This is a genomic window from Kocuria sp. LUK (genome assembly GCF_021012935.1).
Lineage (GTDB): Bacteria > Actinomycetota > Actinomycetes > Actinomycetales > Micrococcaceae > Kocuria > Kocuria flava.
Map to the genome: position 1 here is coordinate 303,061 of NZ_JAJMZI010000004.1, position 20,391 is coordinate 323,451.

Consider the following 20,391-nt stretch of genomic DNA (forward strand, 5'->3'; position numbering starts at 1 on the left):
GTCGGGGGCCGGCCGGGGTGCCCGGGCGGATCCCGGCTATGAGCCTACGCGCCGGCCCAGGTGCAGGCGCCGGTGCAGGGTCTCGGCGGGTCCGGGCCGGCCCCGGCGCTCCAGCAGCACGGCCGCGAGCAGGGTGAGCAGCCACACGCACGTGCCGACCAGCAGCGCGTCCACGGGGCCGAGGTCCTCGCCGAGGCCGAGGGCCCAGGGCGGCATGAGCACGGTGAACAGCACGGACTGGGCGAGGTAGCCGCTGAGGGAGCGCCGCCCGAGGGCCTGCAGCGCCCACAGCGCGGGGTGCGCCGGGCCGGCCGGGGCCCCGTGCAGCACCCGGTCGCAGACCAGCGCGATCAGCAGGGCGTAGGCGATTCCCTGGGCGGCACCGGTCACGGCGTCGGCGGCCGTCAGCAGCGCCAGGGGGCCGGGGGCCGGGTCGGTCCGCCCGGCGGTGAACAGGCCCGTGCCCGTCCCGGTGAGCAGCCCGGCCCCGACCGAGACCGCGGCGACGAGCAGGATCGCCCGCCGGTGCGGGCCGGGGCGCTCGAGGACGCGGGTGCGGCTGAGCGCGAGGCCGAGCAGCATCATGGGCAGCAGCCCGAGCAGCTGGAGCGGGGCGTAGGCCACGACCCCGAGCCCCTCGGCGACCGTGGCGGCCAGGTGCTCGGCGGCCGTCGGGGCGTGCAGGCCGGGGAACGCGGTGCGCCCGTCGACCGCGACCGCGGAGGCGGCGCCGTAGAGGGCGGTCAGCACCGTGCCCGCCCCCGCGAGGGCCAGCAGCAGGCGCGTGCTGTCGTGGGCGAGCAGGGCCAGGAGCACCCCGCCCACGGCGTAGGCGGTGACGATGTCCCCCGGGAACAGCAGCACCGCGTGCGCCGCCCCGATCGGCGCGAGCCACGCGTAGCGGCGCAGCAGCACGGAGCGCACGGTGGCCGGGTCCGCGCCCCGCGCCGCCTCCCGGGCGGCGAGCTGACCGACCCCGTAGCCGACGAGGAACGAGAACAGCGGGAAGCCGCGCCCGTCCACGAGCGCGGACAGGGCGAGGTTCACGGCGTCGTCGGCCGTCCACGCCGCGGTGGACGCGCCCGTGCCCAGGGGGCGGTCGCGCAGCCCGCCCAGGGGCCCGGCGTCCCACAGCCACACGGTGACGTTGGCGACGGCGATGACCCACAGCATCAGCCCCCGGGCCACGTCGGGGGCCGGAACCCGCCGGGAGCCCGGTGCCCCGGTGCCGCTCACCGGCCGTCCCCGCAGGCCAGCCGGCGGCCGGAGACCAGGCTCAGCGGCACCCCCGTGACCGGGTGGACGAACGAGATCCGGCGGGCCAGCAGCTGCAGCGGCGGCCCCGCGGCGCCCGCGGGCAGGACCCGCGGGTAGAGGGGGTCGTGGCGGACGGGGACGCCCAGGGAGGCCAGGTGCACCCGGATCTGGTGGGTGCGGCCCGTCTCCGGCCGCAGCCGGTAGCGCACCCAGCACCCGTCGTCGTCCGCGAAGGGCGCCCCGGCGCGCTCGAGCGCCGTGCGCGCGTTCACCGGCCCGGGGACCTCCCGGGCCTGCAGGCACGTGCGGTCCTTGACGATCCGGGAGGCCACCACCCGCGGCAGCACCAGGTCCGGGTCGTGCGGGGCCACCGCCTCGTACTCCTTGGCCACCGCCCGGTCCTGGAACAGGGTCTGGAAGCGCCCGCGCGTGGCGGGGTCGCGGGAGAGCAGCAGCACCCCGGCCGTGCCGCGGTCGAGCCGGTGCAGGGGGGAGAGCCGGTCCTCGCCGCGGGCCCGGCGCAGCTTCACCAGCGCGCTCTGCGCCACGAAGCCCCCGCGCGGGGTCGTGGGCAGCCCGTGCGGCTTGTCCACCGCGAGCAGCCACTCGTCCTCGTGCAGCACCGGCAGGTCCCCGGGCAGCTCGGGCTCCTCCGGCAGGGCCCGGTGGTACCAGACCGCGGCACCGGCCACGAAGGGCGCCTCCGGCGGCAGGGGCCGCCCGTCGTCGTCGACGATCCCGCCGGTGGCGAACAGGTCCGCGAGCTCCGCGGCCGAGGCCGGGAACCGGGCCAGCAGCCACCCGCGGACCGTGCCCGTGCCGGAGGCGTCCGCCTCGGGCAGGCGCACCCGCACCGGGTCCACGCCGTTGCGCAGGGGCAGGGGGCAGCGGGGGGAGCGGCGGCGCGGCATGGCCCGATCGTCGTCGGCCGCGGCCCGGTTGTCCACTCCGCCGCGCCCGTCGCCGGGCCTGCCACAATGGGGGACGGCGTGCGCGGCCCCGCGCCGCCGACCCGAGAAGGACGAGAGCCATGGCCCGCGAAGAGGTCGTCCTGCTGGACGACGCCCACCGACCCGTCGGCACCGCGCCCAAGGCGGAGGTGCACACCGAGGACACCCCGCTGCACCTGGCGTTCTCCTGCTACGTCCTCGACGACGACGGGCGGCTGCTGCTGACCCGCCGCGCGCTGTCCAAGCGCACCTGGCCGGGGGTGTGGACCAACAGCTTCTGCGGCCACCCCGGCCCGGGCGAGCCGCTCGAGGAGGGCATCGCCCGCCGGGCGGGCCAGGAGCTCGGCTTCGCCGTCACGGACGTCGTTTCCGTGCTGCCCGAGTTCCGCTACCGGGCCGTGGACGCCTCCGGGATCGTGGAGAACGAGTTCTGCCCCGTCTACCTCGCCCGCGCCTCGGGCACCCCGCACCCGCTGCCGGAGGAGGTCGCGGAGACCGCCTGGATCCGCCCCGGCGAGCTCCTCGCCGCCGTCGGGGCCGCCCCGTTCCTGCTCAGCCCCTGGCTGCGCGAGCAGCTCGCCGACGAGCGGCTGCGCGCGGCCCTGGCGGCCGGCGCCCCGGGGCGGGCCCGGGACTGACCGGCCGCGGTACTCAGGCGGGCGCCCCGGGCTCCATCCGGGCGCTCAGCTCCGCCGCGACCTCCTCGAGGGCCTGGCGCACCGCCAGGATCGCCGGCCGGCGCGCGCTCGACCCGCGCACGGACGTGAAGACGGTGCGCCGCGGGCCGCCGGGCAGGGCGAGCAGCCGGCAGGGGCTGGGAGCGGCCGTCCACATCAGGTCCGGCATCAGCGCCACGGCGTGCCCCGAGGCCACCAGCCGGGTCTGGGCCTGCAGGTCCGCGGTCTCGTAGCGCACGTCCGGCTCGAAGCCGGCCTGCCGGCACAGCTGCTCGTCCCAGTGCCGGGAGGCCGCCCCGCGGGGCTCCATCACCCAGGGCAGCTCCCGCGCCTGCTCGAGGGTGGTGACCCCCGACCACGGCCCTTCGGGCGGGACGGCCAGGCGGATCGCGTCCGCGACCAGCTCCCGCCGGTCCAGGTCGGGGTGGTGGGCCGCGGCGTGGCCCGGGTACTGCTCGGCCACCACGAGGTCGAACTCGCGGATCCACGTCTCGTACAGGGCCCGCTCCGGCTCGGTCTGGGCCATCTCGACCCGCACCTCGGGGTAGCGCAGGCGCATCCCGCTCAGCGCCCCGGGCAGCAGCGCCAGCGCGGCCGACTGGAACACGGCCACCCGCACGGTGCCGGTGACCGTGCTCAGCGACGCCGCGAGGTCGGCCTCCGCCCGCTCGAGGACGTCGAGCAGCTCCGCCGTGCGCGCCACGAGGATCTCCGCCTGCGGGGTCAGCTGCACGCGCCGCCCCACCTTGCGCAGCAGCTCGACCCCGGCCTCCTTCTCGAGCACGGACAGCTGCTGGGAGACCGAGGACGGGCTGAAGCTCAGGGCCTCGGCCACCTCCGCGAGCGTGCCGCGCAGCGCCAGCTCCCGCAGCAGCCGCAGCCGCCGGACGTCGAGCACGGCCCCTCCCGTCCGCCGGGATCCCCGGCCCCACGATCCATCGGCTCCGCCGACGAACACCCATCGAGAACATTCACTGTATCCGAACGCACTGCGGCCCCATAGTGGGATGCACCACACGTCCCCTTCCACGAGCGGAGCAGCCACATGACCACCGTCCCCGCCCCGGCCGCCCCCGTCCTGCACGAGAGCCCCGCGCCGGAGTCCGTCGCCCACGCGTCCCTTCCCGAGGGGCTGGCCGAGGAGGCCGTCGCCCTCGTGCGCCGCTGGCTGGCCGAGGCCGAGCAGTACCCGGCCGACGCCGCCGCCCGCCACCTCGCCGGGGTCCTGAAGGACCCGCACGGCCTGGACTTCACGGTCGGCTTCGTCGACGGCGTGGTCCGCCCCGAGGACGACGCCGTGGCCGCCCGCAACCTGGCTCGGCTCGCCCCGCGCGTCCCGGCGTTCCTGCCCTGGTACCTGCGCGGGGCCGTCCGCGCCGGCGGCGCCCTCGCCCCGGCGGCCCCCCGCCTCGTCGTCCCCGCCGCGCGCCGGGCGCTGCGCGAGATGGTCGGGCACCTGATCGTGGACGCCGACCCGCGCCGGCTCGGGCGCTCGATCTCGGCGATCCGCACCGAGGGGGTCCGGCTCAACCTCAACCTGCTCGGCGAGGCCGTGCTCGGCACCCGCGAGGCCGACCGCCGGCTGGAGGGCACCCGCGAGCTGCTGGCCCGCCCGGACGTCGACTACGTCTCCGTGAAGGTCTCCTCCGTGGTCGGCCCGCACTCCCCGTGGGCCTTCGACGAGGCCGTGGCCGAGGTGGTCGACAAGCTCGCCCCGCTCTACGAGCAGGCCGCGGCGTCCCCCGAGCCGAAGTTCGTCAACCTCGACATGGAGGAGTACAAGGACCTCGACCTGACCGTCGCGGTCTTCACCCGCCTGCTCGAGCAGCCCCGCTTCAAGCACCTCGAGGCCGGGATCGTCCTGCAGGCCTACCTGCCCGACTCCCTGGCCGCGATGATCCGCCTCCAGGAGTGGGCCGCCGCCCGGCGCGCCGCCGGCGGCGCGCCGGTGAAGGTGCGCGTGGTCAAGGGCGCCAACCTGCCGATGGAGCGCGTGGAGGCCTCCCTGCACGACTGGCCCCTGGCCACCTGGTCCACCAAGCAGGACTCCGACACCCACTACAAGCGGGTCCTCGACTACGCCCTGCGCCCGGAGCACACGGACGCCGTGCGCATCGGCGTGGCCGGGCACAACCTCTTCGACGTCGCCTTCGCCTGGCTGCTCGCCGGCCGGCGCGGGGTGCGCGGGGCCGTGGAGTTCGAGATGCTCCTGGGCATGGCCACCGGCCAGGCCGAGGCCGTCCGGCGCGAGGTCGGCTCCCTGCTGCTCTACACCCCCGTGGTGCACGCCGCCGAGTTCGACGTCGCCATCGCCTACCTCGTCCGCCGCCTCGAGGAGGGCTCCAGCCCCGAGAACTTCATGTCCGCCGTCTTCGAGCTCGCCGGCAACGAGCACGCCTTCGAGCGCGAGCGGCAGCGCTTCCTCGCCTCCCTGGCCGCGCTCGACGACACCGTGCCGGCCCCCCACCGGGTCCAGGACCGCACCCGCCCCGAGCCCCCGGCCCCCACCGAGGGCTTCGCGAGCACGCCCGACACCGACCCCGCCGTGGCCGCCAACCGCGCCTGGGGCCGGGAGATCCTCGCGCGGGTGCCCGGCTCCCGCGCCGGGGCCGCCACCGTCGCCGCCGCCCGGCTGCGCACGGAGGACGAGCTCGAGGAGGTCGTGACCGCCGCCCTGGACGCCGGGCGCGGCTGGGCCCGGCTCTCCGGCGCGCAGCGGGCCGAGGTGCTCCACCGGGCCGGCGACGCCCTCGCCGCCCGCCGGGCCGAGCTGCTCGAGGTCGCCGCCGCCGAGGCGGGCAAGACCCTGGACCAGTCCGACCCCGAGATCAGCGAGGCGATCGACTTCGCCCACTACTACGCCGAGCGCGCCCGCGAGCTCGACGACGTCGACGGCGCCCGCTTCGTCCCCTCGCGGCTGACCGTGGTGACCCCGCCGTGGAACTTCCCGGTGGCGATCCCCGCCGGCTCCGCCCTGTCCGCCCTCGCCGCGGGCTCCCCGGTGGTCTTCAAGCCCGCCGGCCCCACCCGCCGCTGCGGGGCCGTGGTCGCCGAGGCGATCTGGGAGGCCCTCGACGCCGCCGGGATCGACCGCGCCGTGCTGTCCCTGGTCGACCTCGAGGAGCGGGCCCTCGGCCGGCAGCTGATCGCCCACCCGGCGGTGGAGCGGGTCGTCCTCACGGGCGCCTACGAGACCGCCGAGCTGTTCCGCTCCTTCCGCCCCGACCTGCCCCTGCTGGCGGAGACCTCCGGGAAGAACGCCCTGGTCGTCACCCCCAGCGCGGACCTCGACCTGGCGGCCAGGGACGTGGCCCACTCCGCCTTCGGCCACGCCGGCCAGAAGTGCTCGGCCGCCTCGCTGGTGGTCCTCGTCGGCTCGGTGGCGCGCTCGCGCCGGTTCCGCGACCAGCTGCTCGACGCGGTCACCTCCCTGACCGTGGACCGTCCCACGAACCCCGCCGCGCAGATGGGCCCGCTCACCGAGCCCGCCTCCGGCAAGCTGCTCCGGGCGCTGACCACCCTCGAGGAGGGGCAGTCCTGGCTGGTCGAGCCGCGCCGGCTCGACGACGAGGACCGGCTGTGGACCCCCGGAGTCCGCACCGGGGTGCGCCGCGGCTCGGAGTTCCACCAGGTCGAGTACTTCGGCCCCGTCCTGGGCGTGATGACGGCCGAGACCCTCGAGGAGGCCGTCGCGGTCCAGAACGAGGTCGAGTACGGGCTGACCGCCGGTCTGCACTCCCTGGACCCCGCCGAGATCGGCTACTGGCTCGAGCACGTCGAGGCCGGCAACGTCTACGTCAACCGCGGCATCACCGGGGCGATCGTCCGGCGCCAGCCCTTCGGCGGGTGGAAGAAGTCCGCCGTCGGCCCCGGCACCAAGGCCGGTGGGCCCAACTACCTGACCGGCCTCGGCGGGTGGGTGCCCGCCGCCCCGCGCGGGACGGGGAGCGAGCTCGGGGACGGCCCCGCCGCCGAGCTGCTCGCGGCCGCCCGGCGGGTCCTCCACGCCGCGGAGGCCGAGCGCCTCGAGCAGGCCCTGCGCCTGGACGCCGCCGCCTGGGGGGAGGAGTTCGGCGCGGCCCGCGACGTCTCGCAGCTCTACGCCGAGCGCAACGTCTTCCGCTACCTGCCGGTGCCCGTGACCGTGCGCCACGGCAAGGACGCACCGGTGGGCGAGCTGCTGCGCGTGCTCGGTGCCGGGCTGCGCGCCGGCTCCCCGCTGACGGTCTCCACGGCGGAGGAGCTGCCCGCGCCGGTGGCCGCCGTCCTCGCCGCCCACGGCGCGGACCTGCGGGTCGAGGACGAGCACGCGTGGTCGGTGAGCGCCGCCGCGGCCGGCGCCGGGCGGGTGCGCCTGGTCGGCGGGGACCGCGCGGGCCTGATCGCCGCCACGGGCGGGCGCCCGGACGTGGCCGTGTACGCCGACCCCGTCACGGCGGCCCCCCGCGTGGAGCTGCTGCCCTTCCTGCGGGAGCAGGCCGTGAGCATCACCGCCCACCGGTTCGGCACCCCCGACCACCTCACCGACGGGCTGATCTGAGCCGGCGGCCGTGCGCCCCGGCCCCGCGGGGGCCGGGGCGCACCCGTGCCCGCGGCCGGGGCCGTGGACGGTCCGGCCGCGGGCGGGGAGCACCGTGACGGTCCGTCTGCGCACCTCCGCTGTGATCCGCATCGTGGAAGATCTGTTCCGTGTCGTGGTGCGCGGAGGCTCCCCGCTCGGTATAGTCGCGTCCACCAGCAACCCTGTGGTGTGCGTCACGTGCGCCGGCCCGGCCGGCGCACCCCGGCGCGCACCCGGCAGACCCCGGGCCCGGCCCCGCGGGCGGCGCACGGCGAGGAGCAACGAGGCATGGACGAGATCCGCGTGACGGTCAACGGCCAGGAGCGCAGCGGCGCGGGCAGCGGCCCGCACACCCGGCTGCTCGACTGGCTGCGGGAGGGCGGGCTGACCGGGGCCAAGGAGGGCTGCGCCGAGGGCGAGTGCGGCGCCTGCGCCGTGCTGGTCGCCCGGCCGGACGGCCCCGGGCGCAGCCGCTGGACCGCGGTCAACGCGTGCCTGCCGCCCGCCGCCGCCTTCGACGGCCAGGAGATCGTCACCGCCGAGGGCCTGGGCAGCGCCCCCGGCCCCCGCGGCCCCGGCCGCCTCCACCCCGTCCAGCAGGAGATGGCCGCCCGCGGCGGGTCCCAGTGCGGCTACTGCACCCCCGGCTTCGTGTGCGCGATGGCCGCCGAGTACTACCGCCCGGACCGCGGCGCCGCGGCCGGGCCGGACACGGTGCCGCGGTCGGGCACCGCCGCCGCGGGCGAGGAGCACGCCGCCGACCACGAGTGCGGTCCCAACGGCTTCGACCTGCACGCCCTCAGCGGCAACCTGTGCCGCTGCACCGGGTACCGGCCCATCCGCGACGCCGCCTACGCCCTCGGCGCCCCGGAGGCCGGGGACGAGCTGCTGCGGCGCCAGCAGGAGCCCGCGCCGGCCCCGCGCCCCACCCGGGCCGCGGCGGACGGCGCCGCCTTCGTCCGGCCCGCCGACCTCGAGGAGCTCTTCAGCCACCTGGCCCGGGAGCCGCGGGCCCGGCTCGTGGCCGGGGCCACCGACCTCGGCGTGGAGGCCAACATCCGCCACGCCCGCCCGCCCCTGGTGCTCGCCGTGGACCGGCTCGAGCCGCTGCGCGCGCTCGAGGTGGGCGAGGAGCGGATCGAGATCGGAGCGGCGCTGAGCCTGTCCGAGGTCGAGCGCGGCCTCGCCGGGCGGGTGCCGCTGCTGGACCGGCTCTTCCCGCAGTTCGCCTCCCGCCTGATCCGCAACGCCGCGACCTTCGGCGGCAACCTCGGCACGGGCTCGCCCATCGGGGACTCGGCCCCGGTGCTGCTGGCCCTGGGCGCCTCCGTGGTCCTGGCCTCGGCCGGGGGCGAGCGGGAGGTCCCGCTCGACGGGTACTACACGGGCTACCGGCAGAGCGTCCGCCGCCCCGACGAGATCATCCGGGCCGTGCGCATCCCGCGCCCGCTGGCCGAGCAGGTCGCCTTCCACAAGATCGCCAAGCGCCGCTTCGACGACATCTCCAGCGTCGCCGTGGCCGTCGCCGTGCAGCTCGACGGCGGGACGGTCGCCGCCGCCCGGATCGGCCTGGGCGGGGTGGCCGCCACCCCGATCCGGGCCTCGCGCACCGAGCAGGCCCTCACCGGCCGCCCGTGGACCCGCGAGACGGTCGCCGCCGCGGCGGCCACGATGGCCGGCGAGGGCACCCCGATCGACGACATGCGGGCCTCCGCCCGCTACCGCTCGGCCATGCTCGAGCAGGCCCTGCTCAAGTTCTGGGCGCAGACGCAGCCCGCCACCGTCCCGGAGGTCTCCCGATGAAGTCCCTCGCCGACCGCCCCGTCGACCCCGTCGTCGGCGTCCCCGTCGCCCACGAGCACGCCGCCCTGCACGTGACCGGCACCGCGCTCTACACCGACGACCTCGTGGTGCGCAGCCAGGACGTGCTCCACGCGTGGCCGGTGCAGGCCCCCCACGCCCACGCCCTGGTCACCGCCCTGGACCCCGCCCCGGCCCTGCGCGTGCCCGGCGTGGTGCGCGTGCTCACCGCCGAGGACGTGCCGGGGGTCAACGACGCCGGCACCAAGCACGACGAGCCCCTGTTCCCCCGCGAGGTCATGTTCCACGGCCACGCGGTGTGCTGGGTGCTCGGCGAGAGCCTCGAGGCGGCGCGCCTGGGCGCGGAGGCCGTCGAGGTCGCCTACGAGCCCCTGCCCGCCCTGGTCACCCTCGCGGAGGCCGTCGAAGCCGGCAGCTTCCAGGGGATGGCGCCCACCGTCCGCCGCGGGGACGCGGAGGCCGCCCTGGCCGCGGCCGCCCACCGCTTCGAGGGGGAGTTCTCCTTCGGCGGCCAGGAGCACTTCTACCTCGAGACCCACGCCTCCCTGGCCACCGTGGACGAGGGCGGGCAGGTCTTCGTCCAGTGCAGCACCCAGCACCCCACCGAGACCCAGGAGATCGTCGCCCACGTGCTGGGCCTGCACAGCCACGAGGTCACCGTCCAGTGCCTGCGCATGGGCGGGGGCTTCGGCGGCAAGGAGATGCAGCCCCACGGCTGGGCGGCGGTCGCCGCGCTGGGCGCCGTGCTCACCGGGCGCCCCGTGCGGGTGCGGCTCACCCGCACCCAGGACATCACCCTCTCCGGCAAGCGCCACCCCTACCACGCCCGGTGGGAGGCGGCCTTCGACGACGGCGGGCGGCTGCAGGCCCTGCGCGCCACCGTCACCAGCGACGGCGGCTGGAGCCTGGACCTGTCCGAACCCGTGCTCGCCCGGACGCTGTGCCACATCGACAACGCCTACTGGATCCCCAACGTCGAGGTCCACGGCCGGATCGCCCGCACCCACAAGACCTCCCAGACCGCCTTCCGCGGCTTCGGCGGACCCCAGGGGATGCTGATCATCGAGGACGTCCTCGGCCGCTGCGCCCCCCTGCTCGGACTGGACCCCGCGGAGCTGCGCCAGCGCAACTTCTACGCCCCCGGCCAGACCACGCCCTACGGCCAGCCGGTGCGCCACGCCGAGCGGCTGCGGGCGGTCTGGCAGCAGGTGCTCGACCGCGCGGACGTGGACCGGCGCCGCGCCGGGATCGCCGCGTTCAACGCGGCCCACCCGGACACCCGCCGGGCACTCGCGGTGACCCCGGTGAAGTTCGGCATCTCCTTCAACTTCACCGCGTTCAACCAGGCCGGCGCCCTCGTGCACGTCTACAAGGACGGCTCGGTGCTGATCAACCACGGCGGGACGGAGATGGGCCAGGGCCTGCACACCAAGATGCGCCAGGTCGCCGCCACGGCCCTCGGGGTGCCCCTGGAGGTCGTGCGCCTGGCCCCCACCCGCACCGACAAGGTCCCCAACACCTCCGCCACGGCCGCCAGCTCCGGGGCCGACCTCAACGGCGGGGCCGTGAAGAACGCCTGCGAGCAGATCCGCGACCGGCTCGCCGAGGTCGCCGCGCGGAAGCTGGGCATCCACCCCGACGACGTCCGCTTCGCCGGCGGCACGGTCACCGGCATCGGCTTCCACGACGCCGGGATCCCCTTCGCCGACCTCGTGCGGGACGCCTACTTCCAGCGCGTGTCCCTGTGGGCCGCCGGCTACTACCGCACCGAGGGGCTGCACTGGGACAGCTCCCGGATGCAGGGCGAGCCCTTCAAGTACTTCTCCTACGGGGCCTCCGTCTCCGAGGTGGAGGTCGACGGGTTCACGGGCGCCTACCGGGTGCTGCGCACCGACATCGTCCACGACGTCGGCGACAGCCTCTCCCCGCTGATCGACGTCGGGCAGATCGAGGGCGGCTTCGTGCAGGGCCTGGGCTGGCTGACCCTCGAGGACCTGCGCTGGGACGAGTCGGACGGGCCCGCCCGCGGCCGGCTGACCACCCAGGCGGCGAGCACCTACAAGCTGCCCAGCTTCTCGGAGATGCCCGAGGAGTTCCACGTCCACCTCTTCGAGCGGGCCACCGAGAGCGGGGTCGTCTACGGCTCCAAGGCCGTGGGGGAGCCGCCGCTGATGCTCGCCTTCAGCGTCCGCGAGGCCCTGCGCGAGGCGGTCGCCTCCTTCGGGCCCGCGGGCCGGTCCGTGGACCTGGCCAGCCCCGCCACCCCGGAGGCCGTGTTCTGGGCCGTGCAGGCGGCCCGCGCCGGCGCGGAGGCGGGCACGCCCGCCCCGGCGCGCGTCGCGACCGTCTGAGGTGGACTGGCTCGAGGCCCTCCAGCGCCTGCGCGCGGAGGGGGCGCCCGCGGTGCTGGCCACGGTGCTCGCCGTGCGCGGCCACGCCCCGCGCGAGGCCGGGGCGAAGATGGTCGTCGGCGCCGCGGGCGAGTGGGACAGCATCGGCGGGGGCAATCTCGAGGCGACCGTGGTCGACCGGGCGCGGGCGCTGCTCGCGGCGGGGGCCACCGCCCCGGAGACCCTGCAGTTCGCCCTCAACGAGCACGCGCCCGTCGAGCACGGCCGGCAGTGCTGCGGCGGGGTGGTGGACGTCCTGCTGGAGCCCGTCCCGGCCCGTCCCGCGGTCGCCGTCTTCGGGGTCGGCCACGTGGGCCGGGAGCTGGCCCGGGTGCTCTCCCGGCTGCCCGTGCGCCTGCACCTGGTCGACAGCCGCGAGGGGCAGCTGGCCCCGGAGCGCCTCGACGGCGTCCTGGACGGGCCCGCGCAGGTGCTCCGCCACGGCGGCCCGGCCCCGGAGACCGCCCTGCAGGAGCTGCCGGCCGGGGCCCACGTGCTGATCATGACCCACGACCACGCCGAGGACTTCCTGCTGTGCGACGCCGCGCTGCGCCGCGGGGACCTCGCCTCGGTCGGGCTGATCGGCTCGGCCGCGAAGTGGGCCCGCTTCCGCGCCCGGCTGCGGGCGGAGGGCCACGACGAGGCCGCGGTCGACGAGATCCGGTGCCCCATCGGCCTGCCCGGGGTGCCCGGCAAGGCCCCGGCCGTCATCGCGATCGGCGTCGCCGCCGAGCTGCTGGGCCGGCTCGGGCCCCGCACCGGCTGAGCGGCCGGTGCGGGGCCCGCCGCTCACCCGCCCGGGCGGTCCTGCCCGTCCCGGCGCAGGATGCGCGGGATCTGGGTGGTGTCGGTGATCTCGCCGGCCTCGATCCGCGCCCGCACGTGCTCGTACTCGTCGTCGGTGACCGCCGGGACCGGCCGGCCCTCCGCGTCGAAGAGCTCCCCGTCCTGGAAGTAGTCGCCGTCCTGCAGCGCGCTCAGCTGCGCGGAGCGCACCATCCGCGGCGGCGTCGCGGCGAGCACCGAGGCGTCGGCCCGGTTGCCGGCGCGCAGCTCGTTGAACACGAGGTTGAGCAGCACGGCCATCACCGCCGCGGAGCTGATGCCCGAGTGGAAGATGATCCCGAACCACGAGGGGAACGCGTCGTAGAACGTGGGGGCGACCACCGGGATCAGCCCGAAGGCCAGGGACACGGCGACGACGACGAGGTTCATCCCCGAGCGGTAGTCCACGCGGGCGAGGGTGCGGATCCCGGAGGCGGCCACGGTCCCGAAGAGCACCACCCCCGCCCCGCCCAGCACGGGCGTGGGCACGGCCGCGACGACCCGCCCCAGCACGGGCAGCAGCCCGAGCACCAGCATGATCGCCCCGCCGGCGGTGACCACGAACCGGCTCTTGATTCCGGTGATCGCCACGAGCCCCACGTTCTGGGCGAAGGCCGTCTGGGTGAAGGAGTTGAACACCGGTGCCACGGCCGAGGAGAGCATGTCCGCGCGCAGTCCGTCCGCGATGCGCCGGGAGTCCACGCGGGTCCCCGCGATCTCGCCGACGGCGAGGATGTCCGCCGTCGTCTCCGTCATGGTCACGAGCACCACGATGGTCATGGAGACGATCGCCGCGATCCCGAAGGTCGGCAGGCCGAACGCGAACGGCTCGGGCACGGCGAGGACGGGGCCCTCGCCCACGGCCGAGAAGTCGGCCGCGCCCAGCAGCACGGCGACGAGGGTGCCTCCCACGATCGCCAGCAGGATCGACAGCCGCGACAGGGCGGCGCTGCCGACCTTCGACAGCAGCAGCACCAGGGCCAGGGTCAGGGCGGCCAGCCCGATGTTGCCGAGGCTGCCGTAGTCCTCCGCCTGCGCGTTGCCGCCCATCGCCCAGTTCGCCGCCACCGGGATGAGCGTGAGCCCGATGGTCGTGATGACCACCCCGGTGACCACGGGCGGGAAGAACCGGACCACCCGGGAGAAGAACGGGGCGAGGACCAGGCCGATCAGCGAGGCGACCAGGACGGCGCCGAAGACCTCCCGCAGGTCCCCGCCGTCCTGGAGGATCGCGAGCATGGTCGCCACACCGGCGAAGGACACGCCCTGCACGAGCGGCAGCTGGGAGCCGAAGAACGGCAGCCCCCAGCTCTGCAGCATCGTGGCGAGCCCGCCGATGAACAGGCAGGAGGCGATCAGCAGGCCGGTGTCCGTGGCGTCGAGGCCGGCGGCCCCGCCGACGATCAGGGGGACGGCGATGATCCCGCCGTACATCGTGAGCACGTGCTGGAGGCCGTAGGCCAGGGACCGGCCGAGGCCCAGCCGCTCGTCCTCGGGACGGGCGGGCGCCGCGGCGGGTCGTGTCGTCGAGTCGCGCATGGCGGGGTCCTCAGTAGTCGGTCCGGGTGGTGTTCGCGCTCCACGCCTCGAACGGCGCGGTGCGCTCCTCGAGGTCCACGGCGCGCACGGGCAGGGAGCGCTCCTCCACCGGCGTGGCGAAGTAGTCGTAGAACGCGGCGTCGTCGAAGCCGCCGGCGGCCGCGTCGTGGCGGTCGGCCGCGAAGTACACCGTCTCCAGGCGCGCCCACAGGGAGGCGGCCAGGCACATGGGGCACGGCTCGCAGCTCGAGTAGAGGGCCGCGCCCGAGAGGTCGAAGGTGCCGAGCGCACGGCAGGCGGCGCGGATCGCCTGGACCTCCGCGTGGGCCGTCGGGTCGTTGTCGGCGGTGACGCGGTTGACGCCCGTGAAGCGGCGCCCGTCGGCGGTCACGACGACGGCCCCGAACGGGCCGCCGTCGGCCACGGCGTTGTCGACGGCGAGGGCGACGGCCTCGCGCAGGTGCTCGGTGGTTCCGGGCGGGACGGAGATCTGGTCGGTGCTCATGGGCAGCTCCCGGGGTGGGGGCAGCGCCGCGTCCGGGGACCCGGGGTCGTGCGCCGGTGGCGGCCGCTGCGTGGTGACTGATGCGGTTGCCTGGTAGATAGTCCGTCGCGGACCCGCCGTTGGCGAGATCGAGGCTACCGTGCCGTGATCCGGCTCACAACGACCGCCGCGCCCGGAGATCTGGGGCGTGGACGCCGCCCGGGGCGCGTGCTACGGTCCTGGCGGCCGCGTGAGCGGTCTCCTGGATCAGCAGACAGGACCTCACTGAGCTGGCGGCGCCGCGCGCCGCCCCCGGCGAGGCCCGGGGCGGGCGGCGCCGGCGCACGACGCCCGCGACCCGAGGAGACCCCGTGCCGACCGACCCCGCCCTCGCCCGCCGCGACCTGCTGTGGCTGCGCGAGCCCCTCGCCGTGCTCACCGGCGACGACACCGCCGACCGGGACGCCGCCGCCGCGGGCGGCGTCGTCGTCGACACGGCCGCCGGCACGGTCGTGGAGCTCGTGCCCGCCGGCGGGACGCCCGCCGCCGGCCCGTGCACCGTCCTCGACGCGCGCGAGCACGTGCTGCTGCCCGGGCTGATCAACACCCACCACCACTTCTTCCAGACCCTCACCCGCGCCTGGGCCCCGGTGGTGGACGTCCCCCTGTTCCCCTGGCTGACCCGGCTCTACCCCGTGTGGGCCCGGCTCACCCCCGAGGACCTGCGCCTGGCCACGACCGCCGCGATGGCCGAGCTGCTGCTGTCGGGGTGCACCACCGCCGCCGACCACCACTACCTGTTCCCCGACGGCATGGAGCACTCGGTGGACGTGCAGGTCGAGGCCGCCCGCGCCCTGGGGATGCGCGCCGTGCTCACCCGCGGCTCGATGAGCCTCGGGCGCCGCGACGGCGGGCTGCCCCCGCAGGAGACCGTGCAGGAGGCGGGGACGATCCTCGCCGACAGCGCCCGGCTCGTCGCCGCCCACCACGAGCGCGGCCCCGGGGCACGGATCCAGATCGCGCTCGCCCCGTGCTCGCCGTTCTCCGTGACCCGCGAGATCATGCGGGACACGGCCGTGCTCGCGCAGGAGCTGGACGTGCGCCTGCACACCCACCTCGCCGAGACCGTCGACGAGGAGCAGTTCTGCCGGGAGCGCTTCGGGCTGCGCACCGTCGACTACCTCGAGTCCACCGGCTGGCTCACGGACCGCACGTGGCTGGCCCACGGCATCCACTTCGACGACGACGAGGTGGGCCGGCTCGGCGCCGCCGGCGTCGGCGTGGCCCACTGCCCCAGCTCGAACATGCGCCTGGCCTCCGGGACGTGCCGGGCGCTCGAGCTCGAGGACGCCGGGGCGCCCGTGGGCCTGGGCGTGGACGGCTCCGCCTCCAACGACGCCTCCAACCTCCTGCTCGAGGCCCGCCAGGCGCTCTACGTGCAGCGGCTGCGCTACGGCGCCCAGGTCGGGGTGCGGCAGGCCCTGGGGTGGGCGACGCGCGGGTCCGCCCGGCTGCTGGGCCGGGAGGACCTCGGGGTCCTCCGCCCGGGCGCGCAGGCCGACCTCGCGATGTTCCGCCTCGACGGGCTGCGCTTCTCCGGCGCCCACGACCCCCTCTCGGCGCTGCTGCTGTGCGGGGCCGACCGGGCCGACCGGGTCATGGTCGGCGGGCGGTGGCTCGTGACGGACGGGCGGATCGAGGGCCTGGACCTGGAGGAGCTGATCGCCGCCCACACCGCGGCCGCCCGCCGGCTCGTGGGCTGAGGTCGGCTCCCCGCCGCACGCCCCGGCTAGGCTGGCGGGACGACCGAATCCACCGACCCGAGGAGACCAGCGTGACCCTGACCCGTGCGGAGCGGACCACCGGCGTGCTCGAGCGCCGCCTGTTCGGTCCCGGCCCGTCCAACCCCTACCCCGAGGCCACCGAGGCCCTGGCCCGGCCCCTGCTGGGCCACCTCGACCCGGCGTTCCTGGAGATCATGGACCGCGCCTGCGAGGGCCTGCGCCAGGTCTGGGGCACCGCCAACCGGCGGACGCTGCCGCTGAGCGCCACCGGCTCGGCCGGGATGGAGGCCGCCTTCGTCAACACCGTGGCGGAGGGCGACGTCGTCGTCGTGGCCGTCAACGGCCTCTTCGGCGAGCGCATGTGCGACGTCGCGGCCCGCTGCGGCGCCGAGGTCGTGCGCGTGGACTTCCCCTACGGGCAGCCGGTGGACCCGCAGCGGGTCGCCGAGGCCCACCCCGCCCCCAAGGTCATCGCCGCGGTCCACGCCGAGACCTCCACCGGCGTCCGCTCGGACATCGCCGCCCTGGGCGAGCTCAAGGGGGACGCGCTGCTGCTCGTGGACGCGGTCACCTCGATCGGCGGCAGCGAGCTGCGCGCCGACGACTGGGGCGTGGACATCGGCTACGCCGGCACCCAGAAGTGCCTGGGCGTGGCCCCGGGCCTGGCGCCGTTCACGATCTCGGACGCGGCCTTCGACCGGCGCGTGCCGCACCCCCGCTCCTGGTACCTGGACCTGGGGATGCTCGGCGGCTACGTGGGCGAGGCCCAGGGCCGGGCCCGGACCTACCACCACACCGCCCCGACCGCGATGATCGCCTCCCTCGACGCCGCCCTCGAGCGGATCCTCGACGAGGGCCTCGAGGCGGTCCGGGACCGCCACCGGCGCGCGGGCGAGGCCCTCCAGGCCGGGCTGCAGGAGATGGGCCTGGAGCTCTTCGCCGCCGAGGGCGCCCGGCTGCCGCAGCTGACCACGGTGAAGGTGCCCGAGGGCGTGGACTCCGCGCGCGTGCGCGCCCACCTGCTCGAGCACTTCTCCCTCGAGATCGGCGCCGGGGTCAAGGAGCACGCCTCGAGCGTGTGGCGGATCGGGCTCATGGGCCCCAACGCCACCGAGGAGTCGGCGGCGTTCGTGCTGGACGCGCTCGGCCGGGCGATCCGCGAGGCCTGAGACCCTCCGGCGCGGGCCCGGCCCCGGACCCCGCTCTCCTGCGGGGTCCGGGGCCGGGCCCGTTGCGGGTGCGCTAGCGCGCCGCGGGCACCGGGCGGAACCCGGCGCCGTAGTGGTCGGGGGCCAGCCGCGGCCCCTCGCCCAGCACCGTCTCGCGCAGCGTGGCCCCCGGGGCGGGCTCCTCCAGCAGGCCGCGGCGGCGCAGCTCCGGGCTGACCAGGCGGGCGAAGCGCTCGAAGTCGCCCGGCCGCACGGCGGCGTTGACGTTGAAGCCGTCGACGTCGGCCACCCGCGCCCACCGCTCCAGCCCGTCGGCGACCGTGGCGGGGGAGCCGGCCAGCACGGGCCCGCGCCCGCCGATGCTCACGAACTCGGCCAGCAGCCGCGGGGTCCACACCCGGTCCGGGTCCAGCGTGGTGAACGACGCCAGGGCCGACCGGTTGCCGTCCGTGGTCACGTGCTCCAGCGGCTCGTCCGGGTCGGCCCCGGAGAGGTCCACCCCCGTCCAGCCGGCGAACAGCGCCAGGGCCGCCTCGACGTCCACGTGGCGGCGGTAGTCCTCGAGCCGGGCCAGGGCCTCGGCGTCGGTGTCCGCGACGACGACGTTGACGTTGGAGAAGACCTTCACCCGCCGCGGGTCCCGGCCCCGGCCGGCGGCCTCCGCCCGCACGGCCCGCACCCACCCGGCCGTCTGCTCGGCGGTGGGGCCGCTGAAGAACACGGCCTCGGCGTGCTTGGCGGCGAAGGCCCGGCCCCGGGTCGAGGCCCCCGCCTGGAAGAGCAGCGGGGTGCGCTGCGGCGAGGGCTCCACGAGGGCGGGGCCCGGGACGCTGAAGCGCTCGCCCTCGTGGCCGATGCCCCGCACCCGGGAGGGGTCCACGTAGACGCCGGCGGCGGGGTCGGCGACCACGGCGTCGTCGTCGAAGGAGGACTCCCACAGCCGGTAGACCACGTCGAGGTACTCCTCGGCCCGGTCGTAGCGCTCGTCGTGGGGCACCTGGCGGTCCTGGCCGAGGTTGCGGGCGGCGGAGTCCTGGTAGGAGGTGACGATGTTCCACGCCACCCGCCCGCCGGTGAGGTGGTCCAGGGTGCTCAGCCGCCGGGCGAGGGCGTACGGGTGCTCGTAGCTGACCGAGGCGGTCACGCCGAAGCCGATCCGCTCGGTGACGGCCGCGAGGGCCGGCACGAGCAGGAGGGGGTCGAGCATCGGGAACTGCACCCCGCCGCGGGCCGCGGCGTCCCCGCTGCCGCCGTGGACGTCGTACTGGCCCAGGACGTCGGCGAAGAAGATCCCGTGGAACCCGCCGTCCTCGAGCGTGCGCGCGAGCCGGGTCCAGTGCGCGAGGGAGGTGTAGTCCCGGGAGCGGTCCTCGGGGTGGCGCCACAGCCCGGGGGACTGGTGCACGGGCACGGCCATCTCGAAGGCGTTCAGGAGCAGGGGGCGGGGCTCAGACGAGGGCATCGGCGGCCTCCTCGGGTCGTCCGGGACCGCCGGCGGCCCCGGGGGCGGTGCGGCCGGCGGGGGTCCCGGCCGCGGGGGCGTCGGGGGCGGGGCCCGACCCCGACGCGGACCCCGGCCCGGACCCCGGCGCGGACGCCGGATCCGTCACCGGGTCGGCCGCGGCCAGGGCCGCGACCACGCTCAGCGCGGCGAGCACGCCCACGTAGGCGCAGATCAGCCACGGGCTGCCGCCGCCGAGGGCCAGCAGGGCCGCGGCGATGAACGGGGTCATCCCGCCGGAGACGATCGTGCCGACCTGGTAGCCGAGGGACACCCCGCTGTAGCGCAGGTGCACCGGGAACTGCTCGGCGAACCACGCCGCCTGCGGGCCGTAGATCGAGTCGTGCAGCCAGTTCATGACCACCAGGTACACCAGGGGCAGCAGCACGAGCGGGCCGAGGTCCAGGAACAGGAAGTAGGGCCAGATCAGCACGGCGGTCGCCGCGGCGGAGACCACCGCGAGCCGGCGCCGGCCCCAGCGGTCCGAGAGCCAGCCCCAGAACGGTCCCGAGGCCAGGCCCACGGCCGAGGCGACGAGGATCGCGATCAGCCCCGCGGAGGAGTCCCCGCGCCGGTCGGCGAGGTAGGTGAGGGTGTAGACGGTCAGCACGGAGTACATGGCGGGCTGGACGGTGCGCAGCCCGATGGTCACGAGCACCCCGCGGCGGCCCTCGCGCAGCACCTGGCGCACGGGCGAGGTGGCGACCTCGTCGCGGGCGCGCAGCTCGCGGAACTCCTCGGCGTCGTCCACCCCGAGGCGGATGAGCAGCCCGATCGCCACGAGCAGGGCGCTGGCGAGGAAGGGCAGGCGCCAGCCGAAGGCCTGGAACTGCTCGTCCGTCAGCAGCAGCTGCACCAGGGCGAACGCGCCGGTGGCCAGCAGCATCCCGGCGGCCGAGCCGATCTGGGTGAAGCTGCCGAACAGGCCCCGGCGGGACGCGGGGGCGTGCTCGACGGACAGCAGGGCGGATCCGCCCCACTCGGCCCCGGCGGAGAGCCCCTGCAGCAGGCGCAGGGCCACGAGGGCGGCCACGGCGAACCAGCCGGCGGTCGCGAACGTGGGCAGGGCGCCGATCAGGGTCGAGGCCACCCCCATGGTCAGCAGCGAGGCCACCAGCAGCGCCTTGCGCCCGATCCGGTCGCCCAGGTGGCCGGCGACGATCCCGCCGAGGGGCCGGACGAAGAACGCGATGGCGAAGGTCGCGAACGAGGCCAGCAGCGAGCCCAGCTCCGAGTCGGAGGGGAAGAACTGCTTGTTGAACACCAGCGCGGCGGCGGTGCCGTAGAGGTAGAAGTCGTACCACTCGATGGTGGTGCCGACGAAGGCGGAGGACAGCACCCGCTTCTTGCGCAGCAGCGACCGGCCCACCGAGGTGGAGCCGTGGGGCGGGGGCGGCGCGACGGGGCGCGGCACGGTCATGGGATCTCCCTGG

Annotated in this window: 14 protein-coding genes; 7 read left to right on the forward strand and 7 right to left on the reverse strand. The window is 76.3% G+C overall.

Annotated features, from left to right (window positions below):
- Nucleotides 1-36: 36 nt before the first annotated feature.
- Nucleotides 37-1,236 carry a DUF418 domain-containing protein gene (locus LQU92_RS15320; RefSeq protein ID WP_230780161.1) on the reverse strand — a complete coding sequence of 400 codons (1,200 nt, stop codon included), beginning with the start codon at nucleotides 1,234-1,236 and terminating at the stop codon, nucleotides 37-39.
- Complete coding sequence (locus LQU92_RS09375) at nucleotides 1,233-2,168, reverse strand: pseudouridine synthase (protein ID WP_180814639.1); 936 nt, start codon at nucleotides 2,166-2,168, stop codon at nucleotides 1,233-1,235. Before LQU92_RS09375 ends, LQU92_RS15320 begins: the two co-directional genes overlap by 4 nt.
- Nucleotides 2,169-2,287: 119 nt before the next feature.
- On the opposite strand from LQU92_RS09375, the gene idi reads away from it, so the two are divergent.
- Nucleotides 2,288-2,845, forward strand: a complete 558-nt coding sequence (idi, locus tag LQU92_RS09380; RefSeq protein ID WP_230780165.1) for an isopentenyl-diphosphate Delta-isomerase — start codon at nucleotides 2,288-2,290, stop codon at nucleotides 2,843-2,845.
- A gap of 13 nt (nucleotides 2,846-2,858) precedes the next feature.
- Here idi and LQU92_RS09385 read toward each other — a convergent pair whose 3' ends face one another.
- Nucleotides 2,859-3,782 carry a LysR family transcriptional regulator gene (locus LQU92_RS09385; protein WP_230780166.1) on the reverse strand — a complete coding sequence of 308 codons (924 nt, stop codon included), beginning with the start codon at nucleotides 3,780-3,782 and terminating at the stop codon, nucleotides 2,859-2,861.
- A 147-nt stretch (nucleotides 3,783-3,929) separates the two neighbouring features.
- Here LQU92_RS09385 and LQU92_RS09390 point away from each other — a divergent pair, with 147 nt between their 5' ends.
- The 4 genes from LQU92_RS09390 (at nucleotide 3,930) to xdhC (ending at nucleotide 12,422) form a co-directional block, all read left to right on the forward strand.
- Complete coding sequence (locus tag LQU92_RS09390) at nucleotides 3,930-7,424, forward strand: bifunctional proline dehydrogenase/L-glutamate gamma-semialdehyde dehydrogenase (RefSeq protein WP_230780169.1); 3,495 nt, start codon at nucleotides 3,930-3,932, stop codon at nucleotides 7,422-7,424.
- A 309-nt stretch (nucleotides 7,425-7,733) separates the two neighbouring features.
- Entirely contained in the window at nucleotides 7,734-9,248 is a 1,515-nt protein-coding gene (locus LQU92_RS09395; protein ID WP_230780172.1) for a xanthine dehydrogenase small subunit, read from the forward strand.
- Nucleotides 9,245-11,617: a xanthine dehydrogenase molybdopterin binding subunit gene (xdhB, locus tag LQU92_RS09400; RefSeq protein WP_230780175.1), complete on the forward strand. Its 2,373-nt coding sequence runs from the start codon at nucleotides 9,245-9,247 to the stop codon at nucleotides 11,615-11,617. The genes LQU92_RS09395 and xdhB overlap by 4 nt, the downstream gene beginning before the upstream one ends.
- A gap of 1 nt (nucleotide 11,618) precedes the next feature.
- The gene (xdhC, locus tag LQU92_RS09405) at nucleotides 11,619-12,422 is read left to right on the forward strand and encodes a xanthine dehydrogenase accessory protein XdhC (protein WP_230780178.1); all 804 of its coding nucleotides are present in this window, start codon (nucleotides 11,619-11,621) and stop codon (nucleotides 12,420-12,422) included.
- A 23-nt stretch (nucleotides 12,423-12,445) separates the two neighbouring features.
- Here the strand turns inward: xdhC and LQU92_RS09410 are convergent, their stop codons facing one another.
- Together LQU92_RS09410 and LQU92_RS09415 are read right to left on the reverse strand one after the other, a co-directional pair.
- Nucleotides 12,446-14,020, reverse strand: coding sequence for a nucleobase:cation symporter-2 family protein (locus LQU92_RS09410; RefSeq protein WP_230780180.1), 1,575 nt, complete (start codon nucleotides 14,018-14,020; stop codon nucleotides 12,446-12,448).
- 10 nt (nucleotides 14,021-14,030) lie between these two features.
- A complete protein-coding gene (locus LQU92_RS09415) occupies nucleotides 14,031-14,525 on the reverse strand; it encodes a nucleoside deaminase (RefSeq protein WP_058857194.1) in 495 nt (164 codons plus the stop codon).
- Between the two features lie 350 nt (nucleotides 14,526-14,875).
- On the opposite strand from LQU92_RS09415, the gene LQU92_RS09420 reads away from it, so the two are divergent.
- Both LQU92_RS09420 and LQU92_RS09425 read left to right on the forward strand, forming a co-directional pair.
- Nucleotides 14,876-16,267, forward strand: a complete 1,392-nt coding sequence (locus LQU92_RS09420) for an 8-oxoguanine deaminase (protein ID WP_374229677.1) — start codon at nucleotides 14,876-14,878, stop codon at nucleotides 16,265-16,267.
- Nucleotides 16,268-16,338: 71 nt separating this feature from the next.
- On the forward strand, nucleotides 16,339-17,457 hold the full coding sequence (locus LQU92_RS09425) for an alanine--glyoxylate aminotransferase family protein (protein ID WP_230780182.1): 1,119 nt from the start codon (nucleotides 16,339-16,341) through the stop codon (nucleotides 17,455-17,457).
- A 73-nt stretch (nucleotides 17,458-17,530) separates the two neighbouring features.
- Here the strand turns inward: LQU92_RS09425 and LQU92_RS09430 are convergent, their stop codons facing one another.
- Together LQU92_RS09430 and LQU92_RS09435 are read right to left on the reverse strand one after the other, a co-directional pair.
- The gene (locus tag LQU92_RS09430; RefSeq protein ID WP_230780186.1) at nucleotides 17,531-18,919 is read right to left on the reverse strand and encodes an LLM class flavin-dependent oxidoreductase; all 1,389 of its coding nucleotides are present in this window, start codon (nucleotides 18,917-18,919) and stop codon (nucleotides 17,531-17,533) included.
- The gene (locus tag LQU92_RS09435; RefSeq protein ID WP_230780187.1) at nucleotides 18,906-20,378 is read right to left on the reverse strand and encodes an MFS transporter; all 1,473 of its coding nucleotides are present in this window, start codon (nucleotides 20,376-20,378) and stop codon (nucleotides 18,906-18,908) included. The genes LQU92_RS09430 and LQU92_RS09435 overlap by 14 nt, the downstream gene beginning before the upstream one ends.
- Nucleotides 20,379-20,391 lie beyond the last annotated feature (13 nt).